This window comes from Olleya sp. KJ81-1, from assembly GCF_055808135.1.
On record NZ_CM147854.1, the window covers coordinates 2,856,494 to 2,874,348 of the forward strand.

At 32.6% G+C, this 17,855-nt stretch carries 12 protein-coding genes; 11 read left to right on the top strand and 1 reads right to left on the bottom strand.

The window, feature by feature from the left end; all coding sequences use genetic code 11:
- Window positions 1-199 precede the first annotated feature (199 nt).
- The 9 genes from AC0L3M_RS13395 to AC0L3M_RS13435 all read left to right on the top strand — a co-directional run bounded on the left by AC0L3M_RS13395 (window position 200) and on the right by AC0L3M_RS13435 (window position 12,339).
- The gene (locus AC0L3M_RS13395) at window positions 200-1,360 is read left to right on the top strand and encodes a homogentisate 1,2-dioxygenase (RefSeq protein WP_473431091.1); all 1,161 of its coding nucleotides are present in this window, start codon (window positions 200-202) and stop codon (window positions 1,358-1,360) included.
- 140 nt (window positions 1,361-1,500) lie between these two features.
- Window positions 1,501-2,664, top strand: a complete 1,164-nt coding sequence (gene hppD, locus AC0L3M_RS13400; RefSeq protein ID WP_339808068.1) for a 4-hydroxyphenylpyruvate dioxygenase — start codon at window positions 1,501-1,503, stop codon at window positions 2,662-2,664.
- Window positions 2,665-2,808: 144 nt separating this feature from the next.
- On the top strand, window positions 2,809-3,591 hold the full coding sequence (locus AC0L3M_RS13405; protein ID WP_473431092.1) for a DUF3108 domain-containing protein: 783 nt from the start codon (window positions 2,809-2,811) through the stop codon (window positions 3,589-3,591).
- Window positions 3,592-3,598: 7 nt separating this feature from the next.
- Window positions 3,599-4,522, top strand: coding sequence for a tryptophan 2,3-dioxygenase family protein (locus AC0L3M_RS13410; protein WP_473431093.1), 924 nt, complete (start codon window positions 3,599-3,601; stop codon window positions 4,520-4,522).
- A complete protein-coding gene (locus tag AC0L3M_RS13415; protein WP_292943288.1) occupies window positions 4,480-5,799 on the top strand; it encodes a M23 family metallopeptidase in 1,320 nt (439 codons plus the stop codon). The genes AC0L3M_RS13410 and AC0L3M_RS13415 overlap by 43 nt, the downstream gene beginning before the upstream one ends.
- Window positions 5,799-7,442: a glucose-6-phosphate isomerase gene (pgi, locus tag AC0L3M_RS13420; protein ID WP_473431094.1), complete on the top strand. Its 1,644-nt coding sequence runs from the start codon at window positions 5,799-5,801 to the stop codon at window positions 7,440-7,442. The genes AC0L3M_RS13415 and pgi overlap by 1 nt, the downstream gene beginning before the upstream one ends.
- 168 nt (window positions 7,443-7,610) lie before the next feature.
- On the top strand, window positions 7,611-10,142 hold the full coding sequence (locus AC0L3M_RS13425) for a TonB-dependent receptor (protein WP_473431095.1): 2,532 nt from the start codon (window positions 7,611-7,613) through the stop codon (window positions 10,140-10,142).
- A 12-nt stretch (window positions 10,143-10,154) separates the two neighbouring features.
- Complete coding sequence (locus tag AC0L3M_RS13430; RefSeq protein WP_473431096.1) at window positions 10,155-11,795, top strand: choice-of-anchor J domain-containing protein; 1,641 nt, start codon at window positions 10,155-10,157, stop codon at window positions 11,793-11,795.
- Between the two features lie 109 nt (window positions 11,796-11,904).
- Window positions 11,905-12,339: a hypothetical protein gene (locus tag AC0L3M_RS13435; protein ID WP_145005677.1), complete on the top strand. Its 435-nt coding sequence runs from the start codon at window positions 11,905-11,907 to the stop codon at window positions 12,337-12,339.
- A gap of 51 nt (window positions 12,340-12,390) precedes the next feature.
- On the opposite strand, the gene AC0L3M_RS13440 is transcribed toward AC0L3M_RS13435, so the two are convergent.
- A complete protein-coding gene (locus AC0L3M_RS13440) occupies window positions 12,391-13,485 on the bottom strand; it encodes an endonuclease/exonuclease/phosphatase family protein (RefSeq protein WP_473431097.1) in 1,095 nt (364 codons plus the stop codon).
- Between the two features lie 140 nt (window positions 13,486-13,625).
- On the opposite strand from AC0L3M_RS13440, the gene AC0L3M_RS13445 reads away from it, so the two are divergent.
- Complete coding sequence (locus AC0L3M_RS13445; RefSeq protein WP_145005683.1) at window positions 13,626-16,433, top strand: TonB-dependent receptor; 2,808 nt, start codon at window positions 13,626-13,628, stop codon at window positions 16,431-16,433.
- A 39-nt stretch (window positions 16,434-16,472) separates the two neighbouring features.
- Complete coding sequence (locus AC0L3M_RS13450) at window positions 16,473-17,834, top strand: DUF5689 domain-containing protein (protein WP_145005686.1); 1,362 nt, start codon at window positions 16,473-16,475, stop codon at window positions 17,832-17,834.
- Window positions 17,835-17,855: the final 21 nt, after the last annotated feature.

Sequence of the window (17,855 nt, forward strand, 5' to 3'; positions counted from 1 at the left end):
TCAATTTAAAAACACTTCCTAAACTCATAAAATTTTACGATATTTGTTACACTATGAAGACAATTTGGAGCGATTTACTATCACATTTAAAATTCTTGATTAAGCGTAATCCAGAGTGATCTTTCTTCCTTGTTAAGCATTTAGTAAAGCGTCACAAGTTTCTTAGACGTTATTTTTTTCAATTTAAAACTATAACAAAATGCCATTTTATCATAAACTAGGAAAAATACCACCAAAAAGACACACACAGTTCAGAAAAGCGGACGGTACATTGTACGCAGAGCAGTTATTTGGTACCATAGGATTTGACGGTATGTCAACAAACTCCTATCACGAGCATAGACCAACACAAGTAAAAGAAATTAAAAAACAATACAGTGTTGCACCAAAAATTGCTAAAAAAAACCATATACAATCCTACCGTTTAAAAGGGTTTCAAGTCAAACCAGAAAACGATTATTTACAGTCTCGTAAAACAGTACTTATAAACAGCGATTGTAGTATCATTTTAGCAGCACCAAAACAATCAACAACAGATTATTTTTATAAAAACACAGACGCAGACGAGCTTATTTTTGTCCACAAAGGTACCGGAAAACTGCGCACACACCTAGGTAACCTAGACTTCAAATACGGAGACTATCTATTAGTACCAAGAGGTGTAATTTATAAAATGGATTTTGACACTGAGGACAATCGTTTATTTATTGTCGAGTCTAAAAGACCAATTTACACACCCAAACGTTACCGTAACTGGTTTGGACAATTATTAGAGCATTCGCCATTTTGCGAGCGTGATTTAAGACAACCACAAGAATTAGAAACACATAACGAAAAAGGAGACTTTTTAATGAAAGTTAAAAAGCAAGACGATATTTTTGAAATGGTTTACGCTACACATCCTTTTGATGTAGTGGGTTACGACGGTTACAACTATCCATACGCGTTTTCAATCCACGATTTTGAGCCCATTACAGGACGTATCCACCAACCACCACCAGTGCATCAAACTTTTGAGACAGATACATTTGTAGTTTGTAGTTTTGTGCCAAGACTGTACGATTATCATCCAGACAGTATTCCAGCACCTTACAATCATAGTAATATAGATAGTGATGAGGTATTGTATTACGTTGACGGAGATTTTATGTCTAGAAACGATATTGATGCAGGACACATATCCTTGCATCCTGCAGGAATACCACATGGTCCACACCCAGGAGCAACAGAGCGTAGCATCGGGAAAGTAAAAACAGACGAGCTAGCAGTAATGGTGGACACGTTTAAACCATTAATGGTAACTGAGGAAGCACTTAAAATAGCAGACGAAGACTATTACAAATCGTGGCTAGAGCATTAAAATTAAAAAAGATTTCAAAACAATAATTAATTAAGATCGAATTAAAAATTCAAGAATTTTAAAAGACTACTAAAGTGTTATTTAATAACCACATAATCTTTTGTTCTTGTTGCTATATTCTTTCTTCTATATAAAGTATTATGAGTAAAAAAGAAGTAAAATCAGTAGACTACGGTTTAGAAAAAATATTTGAAGGTGCACAAGATTTCTTGCCACTTTTAGGAACAGATTATGTAGAGTTTTATGTAGGTAACGCAAAACAAGCAGCGCATTTTTATAAAACAGCATTTGGCTTTCAATCTCATGCCTACAGAGGGTTGGAAACAGGATCAAAAGATTCAGTAAGTTATGTGTTAAAGCAAGACAAAATTCGTTTAGTACTAACAACACCATTAAACAGTAAGTCACCAATTAATGATCATATTGTAAAACATGGTGATGGTGTAAAAATTGTAGCTTTATGGGTTGAAGATGCTAGAAAATCTTACGAAGAAACTACAAAACGTGGTGCAAAATCATACATGGAACCAGTCGTAGAAAAAGACGAATTTGGTGAAGTAGTAAGAGCTGGAATTTATACGTACGGAGAAACAGTACACATGTTTGTAGAGCGTAAAAACTACAATGGACAATTTTTACCAGGATTTGTAGAGTGGAAAAGCGACTATAATCCAGAGCCAGTTGGATTAAAATACATTGACCACATGGTTGGTAATGTAGGTTGGGGAGAAATGAATACTTGGGTAAAATGGTATGAGGATGTTATGGGATTTGTTAATTTCTTATCGTTTGATGACAAGCAAATCCATACAGAATACTCAGCTTTAATGTCTAAAGTAATGAGTAATGGTAATGGACGTATCAAATTCCCAATTAACGAGCCTGCAAAAGCTGCAAAAAGATCTCAAATAGAGGAGTATTTAGACTTCTACGAAGGATCAGGAGTACAACACATTGCAGTAGCAACGGATGATATTATAAAAACAGTATCTCAGCTTAAAGCAAGAGGTATCGAGTTTTTACCACCACCACCACAAGCGTATTATGATGATATACCAAATCGTTTAGGTGTGCATATGGAAATGATGAAAGAAGATATCAGTGAGCTTCAAAAGCTATCAATTATGATTGATGCAGATGAGGAAGGCTATTTACTTCAAATTTTCACTAAGCCAGTAGAAGATAGACCAACACTGTTTTTCGAAATCATACAGCGTATGGGAGCACAAGGTTTTGGAGCAGGAAACTTTAAAGCGTTGTTTGAATCTATTGAAAGAGAGCAAGCTAAACGAGGAACACTTTAACAAAACTTTATAGTTTAGTAACAAAAAAATGCCATCAAATACTCAGATGGCATTTTTTTGTTTTATACTTTTGGAATAGTAATTGTATTATAAGTTATAATATAATCTGTAACTTAAAAATTAAGTTATATAATTACAATAGTTATGAAAAAACAAATACTTATAATATTAGCAATATTTACCGCTAGCATATCTTTTGCTTTCCAACAAGAACCTGCTTTTAAAGATGGCGAATGGTTTAAATTTAAGATGAGCTATAGTGGTTGGATGAAAGCTGGTAACGCTACCCTTCAAGTAAAAGAAACAACACTAAACGGAAAACCAGTATTTCATGTTGTTGGAAAAGGTTGGACAACCGGAATGATTAAATGGTTTTTTAAAGTAGAGGATCGTTACGAAAGTTATTTTGATAAAAACACAATTTTGCCATACAAGTTTATCAGAGATATTGATGAAGGTGGTCACAAAAAAAATATCGAAATCGAGTTTGATCAAGCCAATAAAAAAGCGCTAGTTTATAACAAAAAACACGATACAAAAAAGACACTTACAACAAAGCCAAATGTACAAGATATGGTGTCTACATTTTATTATTTAAGAAATAAATTAGATACAAGTACACTTAAAGTTGGGGACGAAATTAAATTGGATATGTTTTTTGACGAAGAAAACTATGGTTTTAAGCTAAAATTTTTAGGAAAAGAAAACCTAAGTACAAACTTTGGAACTGTTGAAACACTTATGTTTAGACCATATGTAATGGCTGGACGTGTTTTTAAAGAAGAAGAAAGTTTAACACTTTGGGTGTCTAATGATAAAAATAAAATACCTTTACGTATTAAAGCAGATTTAGCTGTGGGATCGTTAAGAGCAGATTTAGAAGCCTATAAAGGATTAAAGCACAGCTTCAAAATTATTGTAGACTAATTAAAGCATGAGTGTAGACCAAAAAATAACCAACCAGTTAGAAGATAAATATAACGCATTAGATCAAAATGTAAATACACATTTAGAGGGTTTATTGCATAGTAAGCCTATCGATTATTGGGACTACATTCAAACAGATGCGCTTTTAAACTTACAAGTACAACGCACAACCTTGCCAGACGAAATGGTCTTTTTAATGTACCATCAGGTAAATGAGTTGTTGTTTAAAATGATTTTGTGGGAGATTGACCAAGTCGCAAAAAAAGAAAATATAACAGCTTCTTTTTTTGAAACTAAAATCATGCGTATCAGTCGCTATTTTGATGTATTAACATCTTCGTTTACAGTAATGAAAGATGGAATGGATGTCGAACAGTATAATAAGTTTCGTAATTCCTTAACTCCTGCAAGTGGTTTTCAGTCTGCACAATATCGTAAAATTGAATTTGCTTCAACCGAGTTGATTAACCTTATTGATAATAGGTTTAGAGAAACTATAGACAGAAACACGTCTTTTGAGCATGCTTTTGAACATTTATATTGGCAAGCAGCAGGAAAGGATTATAAAACAGGCAAAAAAAGCTATACATTAACAGTTTTTGAAGCCAAATACAAAGACGAATTTATTAGATTTGCAGAATTCTATAACACTCATAATTTGTGGACTATCTTTAAAAGTTTACCACAAGACGTTAGAGAAGATAAAGATTTAATCAAAGCAATGCGTCATTACGATTACACAGTAAATATTACTTGGGTAATGGCACATTATAACACTGCAAATCACTATTTAAATATTGGTGGAAAAACTGCAGAAGCAACAGGAGGAAGTGAATGGGTAAAATACATGCATCCAAAGTATCAAAGACGAATATTTTTTCCAGATTTATGGAGCAAACAAGAATTACAAGATTGGGGCAAAAATGTTTAATATTACTAGCTTTTGCTTTAGTAATAATTAGTTGTAAAAAAGAAGATAAAACACCAATAGATACTGTTTCGGTTATTGAGCCTGAAGAGGTTTATGAGTTTGGTTTTAAACTTAACGACTATGTTGTTAAGCGTGATACCATTAGAAAAGGTGATAGCTTTGGCGAAATCCTTCAACGTAACCAAATAGATTATTCTAAAATATTTCAAATAGCACAACAAACAAAGGATAGTTTTGATATTACACGATTGCAAATCGGAAAACCTTACACCTTGTTATGTTCAAACGATTCGCTTCAACAACCAAAATGTTTTATATATCAACCTACTAAAACGGACTATGTCGTAATCAATTTTCAAGATTCAATTCATGCCTATTCAAGCACTAAGCCTATAAAATTTGTAGAAAAAGAAGTCTCAGGAGTTATTGAGTCTAATATATCTGAAGCTTTTGCAAAGCAAGGTAAAAGTGTATTATTAGCTTATAAAATGTCTGATATTTACGCTTGGACGATTGACTTTTTTAGACTTCAAAAAAACGATAAATTCAGATTAATTTATACCGAAAAATATATCGATGATAGTATTTATGCTGGAATTGATAATATTAAGGCAGCTTACTTTCAGCACAACGGAGAAGATTTTTATGCATTCGAATTTGAAACAGATACAGTTAGAGGACTTAAAGATTACTTTACTGAAGATGCTAAAAACTTAAGACGTGCCTTTTTAAAAGCACCTGTTGAGTATAAACGTATTTCTTCTAGATATAATTTAAACCGTAGAATTGCTTTGTATGGTAATCGCGTAAGACCACACAAAGGGACTGATTTTGCAGCTAATATTGGTACACCAATTAGAGCAACCGCAAATGGGACTGTAATTGAATCTGCAAAACGTGGTGGAAATGGTAACTATGTAAAAATTAAACACAACTCGACCTACAGCACGCAATACTTGCACATGAGTAAGCGTAAAGCTAAAGTAGGCGATTTTGTTAAACAAGGAGATGTAATTGGTTATGTAGGTATGACAGGTAATACATCTGGACCACATGTCTGTTACCGTTTTTGGAAAAACGGAAAACAAGTAGATCCATTTAAACAAAAATTACCAGAAGCCGAAGCGATTTCGGATAGCTTAAAAGCTAAATATTTAAAATTTGTAAAACCACTTAAAACGCAATTAGATGGGATTGAATTTATCCTTCCAATTGACGAAAATCAAATTTTAGATATTCAAGAAACTTCTAAAAACTCAATAACTTATACTAAGTAATGGCATTACCTTCAATCAACCCGACGACCACTAAAGCTTGGAAAAAATTACAAGCACATTTTGAAAACGTAAAAGGTTTAGAAATGAAAGATTTGTTCGCTCAAAATAATGATAGAGCAAATCAAATGGCCATTAATTGGGAAGATTTTTATGTAGACTATTCAAAAAACAGAATTACTTCTGAAACTATTAACTTACTACTAGAATTAGCAGAAGAAACTAAGTTAAAAGACGCTATTCAGTCTCAGTTTTCTGGAGAAGTCATAAATAAAACGGAAGGTAGAGAGGTGTTGCACACTGCATTGCGTGCTAAAGCTACAGATACTATTTTAGTTGAAGGCAAAAATGTAATGCCTGAGATTTTTGAAGTAAAACAAAAAATTGAAACATTCTCTAATCAGGTAATTTCTGGAGCACTAAAAGGATATACAAATAAAGCCTTTACAGATATTGTAAATATTGGTATTGGTGGTAGTGATCTAGGACCAGCTATGGTTGTGGAGTCGCTTCAATATTATAAAAATCATTTAACAACACATTTTGTAAGTAACGTAGATGGAGATCATGTTAACCAGGTTTTAAAAACTTTAAATCCAGAAACAACTTTATTTGTAATTGTATCTAAAACATTTACAACACAAGAAACGTTGTCCAATGCTAATACTATCAGAACTTGGTTTTTAGAGCATGCTAAACAAGAGGATGTTGCAAAACATTTTGTAGCAGTGTCTACTAATATTGAAAAGGTAAAAGCGTTTGGGATTGATCAAAATAATATCTTTCCAATGTGGAATTGGGTTGGTGGTCGTTTCTCGTTATGGAGTGCAGTTGGATTAACAATTAGCTTATCTGTTGGCTACAAAAATTTTGATTCGCTTTTAGCTGGAGCAAATAAAATGGATACGCATTTTAAAAGTACAGACTTTGATCAAAACATTCCAGTTGTTTTAGCCTTATTAAGCATTTGGTATAATAATTTTTTTAATGCTGAAAGTGAAGCAGTAATACCGTACACACAATACTTAACTCAGTTTGCAACGTACTTGCAGCAAGGGATTATGGAAAGTAATGGTAAAAGTGTTGATCGTAATGGTGATCTTGTTAATTACCAAACAGGAACATTAATTTGGGGAGAACCAGGAACAAATTCGCAACATGCATTCTTTCAATTAATTCATCAAGGAACTAAATTAATTCCAGCAGATTTTATTGGTTTTGCTCAGTCACTACATGGTAATCAAGATCATCAGGATAAATTAATGTCTAATTATTTTGCGCAAACAGAAGCGTTGTTAAATGGTAAAACAAAAGCAGAAGTTGAATCAGAATTTGAAGGTCAAAACCTTTCAGTAGAAAAAATAAAAGAATTAACACCATTTAAAGTATTTGAAGGTAATAAGCCAACAAATACCATCTTCATTAAAAAGCTTACACCAGAAAGCTTAGGTAAGTTAATCGCTATGTATGAACATAAAATATTTGTACAAGGAATAATCTGGAATATATATAGTTATGATCAGTTTGGAGTTGAGTTAGGAAAGCAACTGGCAAATAAAATTTTAAAAGAGTTTGATAATCAGGCTTTTGATGATCATGACGGTTCCACGTTAAATTTGCTTAATATCTACAAAAAATTAAGGTAAGCATTGTTAAAAACTTTGTTTATTGTTTGATTTGATTTGTATTATGTAGTACTAAAAAGTATACGTAACTTGCATTGTGTAAAATTGTTAACATTAAGTTAATATTACAACTATAATTAGTCGTATTTTTGCACAAAATTTGAAACTAACAAATCATAATTAAACACAATGAAAAACACAATTAAAGTTATGTTTTTAGCAGTAACACTTATGTTTACTGCATTTACTATGGCTCAAAGTACTGTTACAGGAACAGTTATGGATGCCGATTTAAACTCACCACTACCTACTGCTAGTGTTGTAGAGAAGGGTACTACAAATGGAACTACTTCTGATTTTGATGGAAATTTTACTTTAAAAACTAAATCGCCTTCAGGAGTTATCGAAATTTCTTACGTTGGTTATGGTACAATTAGCATGCCATTCAACGGAGATACTAACTTAGGTAATGTGTCTTTAAGTTCAGGTAATTCTTTGGATGAAATTATGATTATTGCATCTGTAGCAGTTGACAGAAAAACACCAGTTGCAGTGTCTACAATTAAAGCTAAAGATATTGAGCTTAAATTAGGAACTCAAGAATTTCCAGAAATATTAAAATCTACACCAGGAGTTTATGTAACTAAGCAAGGTGGTGGTTATGGAGATAGTAGAATTAACCTAAGAGGATTTAACTCAGAAAACGTTGCTGTAATGATTAACGGTGTTCCAGTTAACGATATGGAAAATGGAGCTGTTTACTGGAGTAACTGGGCAGGTTTAGGTGATGTAACATCTACTATGCAAGTACAAAGAGGTTTAGGAGCGTCTAAAGTAGCAGTAGCTTCTGTTGGAGGTACAATTAATATTATTACTAAAACTACTGACGCTGAAGAAGGAGGAAGTTTTGGTACAAGTATCGCTAATGATGGATATTTCAAATACGGAATGACATATTCAACAGGTTTAAGTGATAAAGGTTTTGCAGCAACAGTTAGTGCTTCAAAAATTTCAGGTGATGGTTATGTTGACGGAACAGAGTTTTCAGGATATAATTATTTTCTTAGTTTATCACAACAAATAAACGAAGCTCACAGATTATCATTTACAGCTTTTGGTTCTCAACAAGAACACGGTCAACGTTTTAATCGTTCTACTATTGAAGAATTACAAGATACAGATTCAGGACCGCAAAAAGCAAATAGAGATTGGGGTTATAAAAACGGAGAAGTTTATCACCAATCTTATAACTTTTACCACAAACCACAAATGTCTATAAATCACTTATGGAATATAGATGATAATTCAGCTTTATCTACAGCAGTATATGCTTCTTTTGGTTCAGGAGGTGGACGTAGAGATGAAGGATCTAAAATTGGATCTGATGATTACAGAATTGGTACTTCAGGTTTACAACCTATCGATTTTGATAAAATAGTTGCAGAAAATCAAGCTAATGGAGTAAATGGTTCTAGTGATATTATTTCTTCTTCTAGAAACTCTCACGAATGGTATGGTGTATTATCCACGTATAAAACATCTATCAATGATAAATTAACATTATCAGGAGGTTTAGATGCACGCTATTATGTTGGATCACACTGGTACCAAGTGGATGATTTATTAGGAGGTCAATTTTTCTTAGATAATGAGACTGATACATTTGCTTTTGGACAACCACTTAAAGTAGGAGATAGATATAATAAAGATTACGACGGTGTTGTTAATAGATATGGTTTATTTGCACAAGCAGAATATCAAGTTTCTGAGAAATTAAATTTGTTTATTGCTGGAGATATTTCTAACAGTAACTATAAGCAAAGAGAATATATGAACAATACTATAGTTGGTAGCAGAGAGTCTGATGCAGTTGATTTTTCTGGTTATGGTATTAAAGGAGGTGGTAACTATAACTTAGACATAAACAATAATGTTTTTGTAAATGTTGGTTATTTCTCTAAAGCGCCATTTTTAGATGATGTATTTTTAGATGAAGATGGAATTGTTCCAAATGGAGGAGCAGTAAACGAAAAAGTGTTTAGTGCAGAGTTAGGTTACGGTTTCCGTAGCGAGAAATTTAGTGCAAACGTAAACGTTTACCATACTAAATGGTTAGACAAATCTCTTAACGGTTCAATTGGAACTGGAGAAAACTTATTTTTCTACAACTTACAAGGGATCGATGCTTTACACCAAGGTGTTGAGGTTGATTTTAGATATAAAGCAAATGACAATATTACTTTAACAGGTATGGCTTCATTAGGAGATTGGCAATGGAAAAGTAATGTATCAGCAATTATTAGAGATCAAGCAGGAGATGCAATTGACGTTGTAGAAGTTGTTGCAGATGGAATTAAAGTAGGTGATGCTGCTCAAACTACATTCGCTTTAGGTTTAGATTATAAATTAGCTCAAAAATCTAATATTTATGTTGATTATAACTTTGCAGGTGACAACTATGCTTCTTATGATGTAACAAACAGAGGGAGTGCAGATTTACCAGATGTATGGGAAGTGCCTGATTTTGGATTATTTGATGTTGGTTTAAAACATGGTTTTGCAATCGGATCTTTTGATGCAACTTTAATAGGAAAAGTAAATAATGTTTTCAATACAGAGTATGTTTCTGATGCTAATGACATCGATGGTACTGCTTTAAAAGCTCAAGTATATTATGGAGCTGGTAGAACTTACAGTGTAGCATTAAAAGTTAATTTTTAAAAAATATTTAAAATGAAAAGAATAATTTATTGTTTAGCAATTTTAGGGATAACCTTAGTGGGTTGTAACCCTATTGAAGACATCTATAATGACTTAGATGCATCAGCAGATCCAATTCAAGGATCAGAATCTTACACACTTACAAGTGATGATTATGATGAGTTAGAATTAGGTTTTGGTAGTTTTAATTCTGTTGAGGAAGCTAAAGCGCTTTTGCCAGATTTTTTAGCTAATAAATATCCATTTTGGGGTCAAGGATCTTCAGTTTTAGTTGGATACCAATTATATGTTGGAAACGCTGAAGGTGTTAGTGATTTAACTAATTCTGATATTTACCAATTAACTAATTCTGATTATGCAACTACAGGTAGTGATGCTTTTGGATTTTACCCAAATGTAAATGCAACATCTCAAATTCCTGATGTATTAACTGCTCAAATCACTGCTCCTACTGAAGGACAAGTAGTTTTAGCAAAATACAAGCAATATACAGAAAACCCAGTTGTTGGTTTAGCTAACTTAGTAGAGTATAACTTTGCAGGTAGTTTTGAAGGATGGACAATAGCAGAAGAGTCAGGTGCTAATGATGTTTGGACATCTGCTACAGGTTATGTGCAAGGTAATGGATACTTTGGGACACAAGTAGCAAATGAAGAATGGTTGGTATCTCCTTCAGTGGACTTAACTGATGAGAGTGATCTTAAATTTCAGATTACTCAAGAGCTTGATTTTGCTGGAGATGCTTCGTTAGTGAAAATTTTAGTGTCTACAGATTACACAGGAGATGTATTAACTGCTACGTGGGATGAGATTTCATTAGCAAATCCTGCTACTGGTGATATGGCTGCTTCAGAAGATTACGATTTTTCTGCTTACGATGGTCAAGTTATTAATGTAGCTTTAAAATATGAATCTACAGATGCGGATGCAGGAAGATGGAGAATCTCTAACATAGCTATTAAAACTCTAGGTGCAACAGGTACAACAAACTCTAAAGGAGAATACTTTATGTACTCAGGTGGTACATGGGTAGCAATGGAAGGTGTTTATTACTTAAGTTCTGCAGATTATGACGCAATGGGTACAGCTTCTGGACAACCAGGTGAGTATAATAACTTTAGTAGTTCATTATCTCCAAACTCTTATTTACCAACGTTCTTAGATTTAAATTTCCCTTACGGTCAAGAGGATGAGGAGTTATTTATTGTTTACGATTATTTCTCTAGTTCTTCAGGAGCACAAAGAAGAGGTAACTTGTACACTGTAGTTAATGGCGAGTTTGAAGCTCATCAATCTACTATATCTACAACGCTTCAGTTTGGATTTGATAATGGTCTTTGGGTACCAGATAATACAATTAGATATACTTTAGCTGCTGAAGATTACGTTACTATAGCATCTGCTTTAGAGGCGGATTATCCAACAGCAACTGCAAGTATGTTAAACTATGGGAATATGGACAGAAGAGTTGGTAACAGTGCAGAATGGACAAACCCAATGGTACTTGAAGCAGTAGCTGTGGTGTTAAACCAAATGGATCCTTCTGCTGCTGAAGAGCAAAAGTATGTTGTTACTATAGAAGTTTACAATGGTAGTAATACTACTGAAGACTTTGCTGTTATTAAAATGGGAGGAATTTGGGTATACCAATAGATTTCTAATTTATAACACAGAATAAATTTTAAAAGCCTCTTCAATTGAAGAGGCTTTTTTTATGTAATTAATTATTACCTTTATAACTTAATTAATAAACTAAAAATATATGTATTCAACATTAAAATGGTTACATCATTATTGGGCATATTTAGTGCTTTTTATGATTGTAGTGGCAACCTTTAACGCAGTGTATAAAACAGTGACAAAAAAGGAGTATGAAGCAAGAGATTTTAGAATGTCTCTTTTTACATTAATTGTATCTCATATACATTTGTTAATTGGTATTGTGCTTTGGTTTGCTGCAGACTACTTCTCTGAAATGAGTATGGGCGAAATCATGAAAAATGCAACAATGCGATCAAATGTTGTTGAGCATCCTGTTGCTATGATTCTAGCTGTAGCCTTAATTACTATTGGATATTCTAAGCATAAAAAGAAACTAACATCTACTAACAAACTTAAGTCAATTGCAATCTTTTACAGCATTGCATTAGTTTTAGTGTTAGCTAAAATACCATGGAAAGCATGGTTAAATTTATAGTATAAAAAAAGCGACCTTAATTAAGGTCGCTTTTTTTATATAATTTAAAAATTAATTCTTCTTAACTTCTGCTTCAGTTGTGGTGTCAGTGTCTTTTACCTCCTTAACTAGGTAGATGTAAACAGGGAAGTGATCACTAAACCCATTAGTAAATCCACCATCAGCAAAACTTCTTAAAGGATAACCTTTGTAACGACCCTTTTTGTTTACTAAATAGTATTTATTAAATATACCTGCTTTATAGTAGGTAAAGTTTGAATAATCCTTGTCTAAAAAAGGTTTAGTTATCATGATTTGATCAAATAAACTCCATGCATCTCTATAAGCAGTAGTTCCTAATCCTTCTTTTTTAAACATGTCAATATAAGGATTGTAAATACCTTTAAAGTCAACTTTGTTTTTATCGCTTTCAGCTTTTAAAACATCCTTAACACTAGAATTTGTTGGGTCATCATTTAAATCTCCCATAGTAATAATTTTTGCATAAGGATCTATAGATTGTAAACTATCAATGATACTTTTGTTTAGCTTAGCAGCAGCAACACGTTTTGGTCTACTTCTAGCTTCTCCACCACTTCTAGATGGCCAGTGGTTAACAATAATGTGCATTGTTTCTCCTTCTAATTTTCCTGTAACTAATAGTTGGTCTCTTGTGTTAACGCGTTTACGTGTTTTATCATCGTAAATTTTTAAAGTATGTGTGCTTTTTGATACCACTTGAAATAATGATTTTTGATAAAGTAAACCAACATCAATACTTCTGTTATCAGGACCATCAAAATGTACTATACCATAATCCTTACCTAATAATAAAGGGTCGTTTACAACATCTTCAATTACATTAATGTTTTCAACTTCACAAATTCCGATAAGTGCAGGTGTATTATTAGTAACGTCACTTCCAACATCTGCGATAACACGTGCCATGTTATGTACTTTTTTCTTGTACACTTCAGAGCGATCTGCTTTAAGTTCCATCATTGGACTAGCCTCATCATATTTTGTTGGATCATTAATCGTGTCAAATAAATTTTCAAGATTATAAAAAGCAACAGTATGTACTTTAAACTTCTTCTTTTCTTGAGCATTTACAGAAAAAACAACCGTTAAACAAAACGCTGCAGCCCAGAATTTAAAATTTTTCATGTATTCTAATATTATGTTATAGTTATGTTAATACAAAACTCCTGCCAAAAGTAGATATTTATTATAAATAATGTAAATTTGCACGCCTTAAATAATGATTATTTAACGGTTAAGCATTTTTATTAACTATAATTTCTAGTATGAAAAAAAGTTTTTTAATTTTTTTATTCGGAATTTTCTCAACGTTTACGCTTGTTGCACAACAAACTACAGTTAAAGGTAGTGTTAAGGACGCAGTAACGGATGAGCCTATTCCAGATGTAACAGTATCCATTCAAAAAACAGTATTGACTGAAAAAACAGATGGGTTTGGTCAGTTTACTTTTAAGAATGAAGTCCCTTTAGGAGAGCAAATTCTTAAAATTGAAAAAGATGGATTTACTACAAAGTTTTATCCAATCATTATCAACGAAGGTAAGACGCTTGATATCCAAGATATGACTTTAGATCTAGCAGTTACAAACGAGCAGGATTTATTTACCATTACTTTATCTGATGACGAGTTAAATGATGACACAAGTGGTTCTGATAATATTTCAGGATTGTTATCTGCTTCTCAAGACATTTTTCAGCGTACAGCTGCTTTTGAATTTAGTTCTTCATTTTTCAGAATTAAAGGTTTAGATTCTGACAACGCCAAGGTATTAATTAATGGTGTTGAAATGAATAAGCAAGATACTGGTCGTCCACAATGGAGTAATTGGGGAGGATTAAACGACGTCATGCGTAACCAAGAGTTAAGTTTAGGGTTAACACCATCAGCTTACACATTTGGAGGTGTATTAGGATCTACAAATATTAATACTAGAGCTTCTAATTACAGAGAAGGTGGTCGTATTACATACTCTTCTTCAAACAGAAGTTATACAAATCGTTTAATGGCTAGTTATGCTTCTGGATTAATGGAAGATGGTTGGGCATATACACTTATGATTGGTAGACGTTGGGGAGACGAAGGTTTTCAGGATGCATCATTATATGATTCAAATTCATTTTTTGCTTCTGTAGAAAAGAAAATAAACGATAAGCATAGCATTAACTTTACATCTATATACGCACCAAACAGAAGAGGGAAATCTTCTGCAAATACACAAGAGGTTTATGACCTTAAAGGTATTAAGTATAATGAGTTTTGGGGAGATTTTGATGGAGAGCAAAAAAATTCTCGTATTAAAGAAGTGGAAGAGCCAATTTTAATGTTAAACCATTATTGGGATATCACTGAAAAAACAAGCTTAAATACAAACATAGGTTACCAATTTGGTAAAGTAGGAAACAGTCGTTTAGACTATGCTGGAGGTGAAAATCCAAGTCCTGCATACTACCAAAACCTACCAAGTTATTTTCTTGAAGATGACGATTTAGCTGGTGCATATGAAGCTGAACAAGAGTTTTTAAATGATGGTCAAATTGATTGGAACAGAATTTTAGATGCTAACTTAACTAATAATATAACTGGTGCAAATGCTGCCTACGTATTATATGAAGATAGAAATGATGATAAGCAATTAACATTAAATACTATTTTTAATACTGAGATTAACCAAAACATTCTGTTTAATGCAGGTGTAAATTATAAAAAATTAGATTCTGAAAACTTTGCTGAAATTATTGATTTATTAGGAAGCACAACAGGAGCTTTAAATGTTGATTCTTTCAGTCAAAATCAATTTGATTTAAACAATCCTGACCAAGTTGCTTTTGTAGGAGATAAATTTAGATACAACTATAATTTATATGTTAACGAAATATCTGGTTTTGCTCAAGCTCAATTCAAATACAACAAAGTTGATTTTTATTTAGCAGGAAGCGTAACAAAAACAGATTACCAAAGAGAAGGTTTGTATAAAAACGAAAACCAAGTATATATCGAAAACGGTATTGAAAGAGACAACTCATTTGGTAAAGGAGATAAAATCGAATTTACAGGATATGGTGCAAAAGCAGGTTTTACTTATAAAATATCTGGTAAACATTTATTAGATTTTAATGGAGCTTATATCGCTAAAGCACCTTCTATTAGAAACACGTATACAAACTCAAGAGAAAGTCATGATTATGTTGGTGTTATTAATGGTGTAAATAATACAGATATTAATATTACTGAAGAGAAAATCTCATCAGTAGATGCAAGTTATATCTTTAGATCTCCAATTATCAAAGCTAAATTAACAGGTTTTTATACTAAAATAGAAGATGCTAACGAAGTAGGTTTCTTCTTTACACAAGGTAGTACTACAGGATTTATCCAAGAGGTATTATCAGGAGTAGAAAAACAACACATTGGTGGAGAGTTTGGTATAGAAGCACAAGTAACACCTACTATTAAATTAAAAGGTGCAGCATCTGTAGGACAATATACTTACAACAATAATCCAAACTTATATGTAACATCAACTTCAGAGGATTTTATTGATGTACAAGGTGGAGATGTTGTTAACACATCTGGATTAGTTAGTACATCTAACTTAAAGGATTATAAAGTGGCAGGTGGACCACAAACAGCTTATTCAGTTGGATTTGAATACAGAGATCCAGATTACTGGTGGTTTGGTGCAACAGCTAACTTTTTTGATAATGCTTACATAGACGTAAGTCCATTATCTAGATCAACTGAGTTTTACACAGATGCAGATGGATTACCGTATAACGATTACGATCCAGCAATTGCAAAAGAGTTATTACAACAAGAAAAATTTGATAGCTACATGGTAGTAAATTTAGTTGGAGGTAAGTCTTGGAAGATTGGAGATAAATTTATTGGTTTCTTTGCAAGTGTAGGTAACCTTTTAGATAAAGAATACAAAACTGGAGGTTTTGAACAAGGTAGACGTGCGGATTACAGAGCTTTAAGAGATGATGTAAACCTTGAAAAAAGAGTTTTTGGACCTAAATACTGGTATGGTAGAGGTGCTAATTACTTTGTAAATGTGTATCTTAGATTTTAAAAAGAAAAAGAAAAATTATTAATAATTAACATTACAATTATGAAAACGAATAAATTTTTAACATTAGCATTTAGTTTTATGGCTTTATTGGCTGTAACTTCTTGTGTAGAAAATGACGATTATTCAGTTCCAGAATCTCAAGGAAATGAAGAGAATGCTGCCTTAAATAAATTACTTTCAAAAATTGAATCAGGAGAAGTTGAGTTACAAACAATAACTCAAGTTAAATCTAACTTTGTTCAATACGAAGCGACGCAATTTGTATCAGAAATAGCGGTTAAAGGTTATGTGTCTTCAAGTGACGAAACAGGAAACTTTTATAAAGAATTTTTTATCCAAGACAGTCCAACAGACCCAACACAAACTTTAAAAGTAGTGTTAAATCAAGCAGATACTTATAACCAATTTAATAAAGGTAGAGAAGTTTATATCTATCTTAAAGATTTATACATTGGTGAAACTAATACTGGTGATGATGTTGTAACTATTGGTGGTAAATTTGATACGTTTGATAACGATGTTTTAGAAATGACATCTAACCAAATACCTAACCACTTATTTAGATCAACAACTACAGAAACACTTATGCCTGTAGAATTAGAATTATCTGATGTAGGAGAAGAGCATATTGGTATGTTTGTAAAATTAGTTAACGTACAATTTCCTGCAGGTTTAGAAAACAAACCTTACGTAGATCCTACAGACGATTTTGATTCTCAAAGATCTATTGAAAGCTGTTCAGACGCTGGTTCTTTTACTTTAGAATCTAGTACTTTTGCTGCTTTTAAAAATGAATTATTACCAACAGATGGAAAAGGATCTATCTCTGGGATAGTAAACAAAACTTATGATGGTTATGACTTAATTATCAACTTAAATACTACAGATGATGTAGTAATGGATGGTTTTAGATGTGATCCTTTATTTCAAGATTCATTCTCTGCTGCTAACTTAGATAAGTGGACAACGTTTAGCGTTACAGGTGCACAAGAGTGGTATTATAACAGCTTTGGTAATCCAAGTGATAGTGCAACTATGAATGGTTTTGCTAGTGGAGCACAAACAAACGAAGATTGGTTAATCTCATTACCAATTGATTTATCTTCAGTACCATCTGCATTTTTATCTTTCCAAACAGTAAAACGTTATGGTGGTAATAACTTAGAAGTATTTTATGCTACAGATTATACAGGAGGAAATCCTAATACAGACGGAACATGGGTTGCATTAGCACCAACGTTAGATACTAACGAAGGTAGCTGGTCATCTTGGACTGATTCTGGTAGCTTAGATTTATCTGCTGCTGCTGGTGGAAATGTATTTATTGCTTTTAAATATACTTCAACAAGTTCAGCTGCTTCAACATGGGAAGTAGATAACGTAAAAATTTCTGCAGAATAATTTTTGCAAAAACTAATATCT

Coding starts and splice junctions, on each gene's coding strand:
- AC0L3M_RS13395 (WP_473431091.1), top strand. CDS start 200: ATGCCATTTTATCATAAACTAGGAAAAATACCACCAAAAAGACACACA.
- hppD (WP_339808068.1), top strand. CDS start 1,501: ATGAGTAAAAAAGAAGTAAAATCAGTAGACTACGGTTTAGAAAAAATA.
- AC0L3M_RS13405 (WP_473431092.1), top strand. CDS start 2,809: ATGAAAAAACAAATACTTATAATATTAGCAATATTTACCGCTAGCATA.
- AC0L3M_RS13410 (WP_473431093.1), top strand. CDS start 3,599: ATGAGTGTAGACCAAAAAATAACCAACCAGTTAGAAGATAAATATAAC.
- AC0L3M_RS13415 (WP_292943288.1), top strand. CDS start 4,480: ATGGAGCAAACAAGAATTACAAGATTGGGGCAAAAATGTTTAATATTA.
- pgi (WP_473431094.1), top strand. CDS start 5,799: ATGGCATTACCTTCAATCAACCCGACGACCACTAAAGCTTGGAAAAAA.
- AC0L3M_RS13425 (WP_473431095.1), top strand. CDS start 7,611: ATGAAAAACACAATTAAAGTTATGTTTTTAGCAGTAACACTTATGTTT.
- AC0L3M_RS13430 (WP_473431096.1), top strand. CDS start 10,155: ATGAAAAGAATAATTTATTGTTTAGCAATTTTAGGGATAACCTTAGTG.
- AC0L3M_RS13435 (WP_145005677.1), top strand. CDS start 11,905: ATGTATTCAACATTAAAATGGTTACATCATTATTGGGCATATTTAGTG.
- AC0L3M_RS13440 (WP_473431097.1), bottom strand. CDS start 13,485: ATGAAAAATTTTAAATTCTGGGCTGCAGCGTTTTGTTTAACGGTTGTT.
- AC0L3M_RS13445 (WP_145005683.1), top strand. CDS start 13,626: ATGAAAAAAAGTTTTTTAATTTTTTTATTCGGAATTTTCTCAACGTTT.
- AC0L3M_RS13450 (WP_145005686.1), top strand. CDS start 16,473: ATGAAAACGAATAAATTTTTAACATTAGCATTTAGTTTTATGGCTTTA.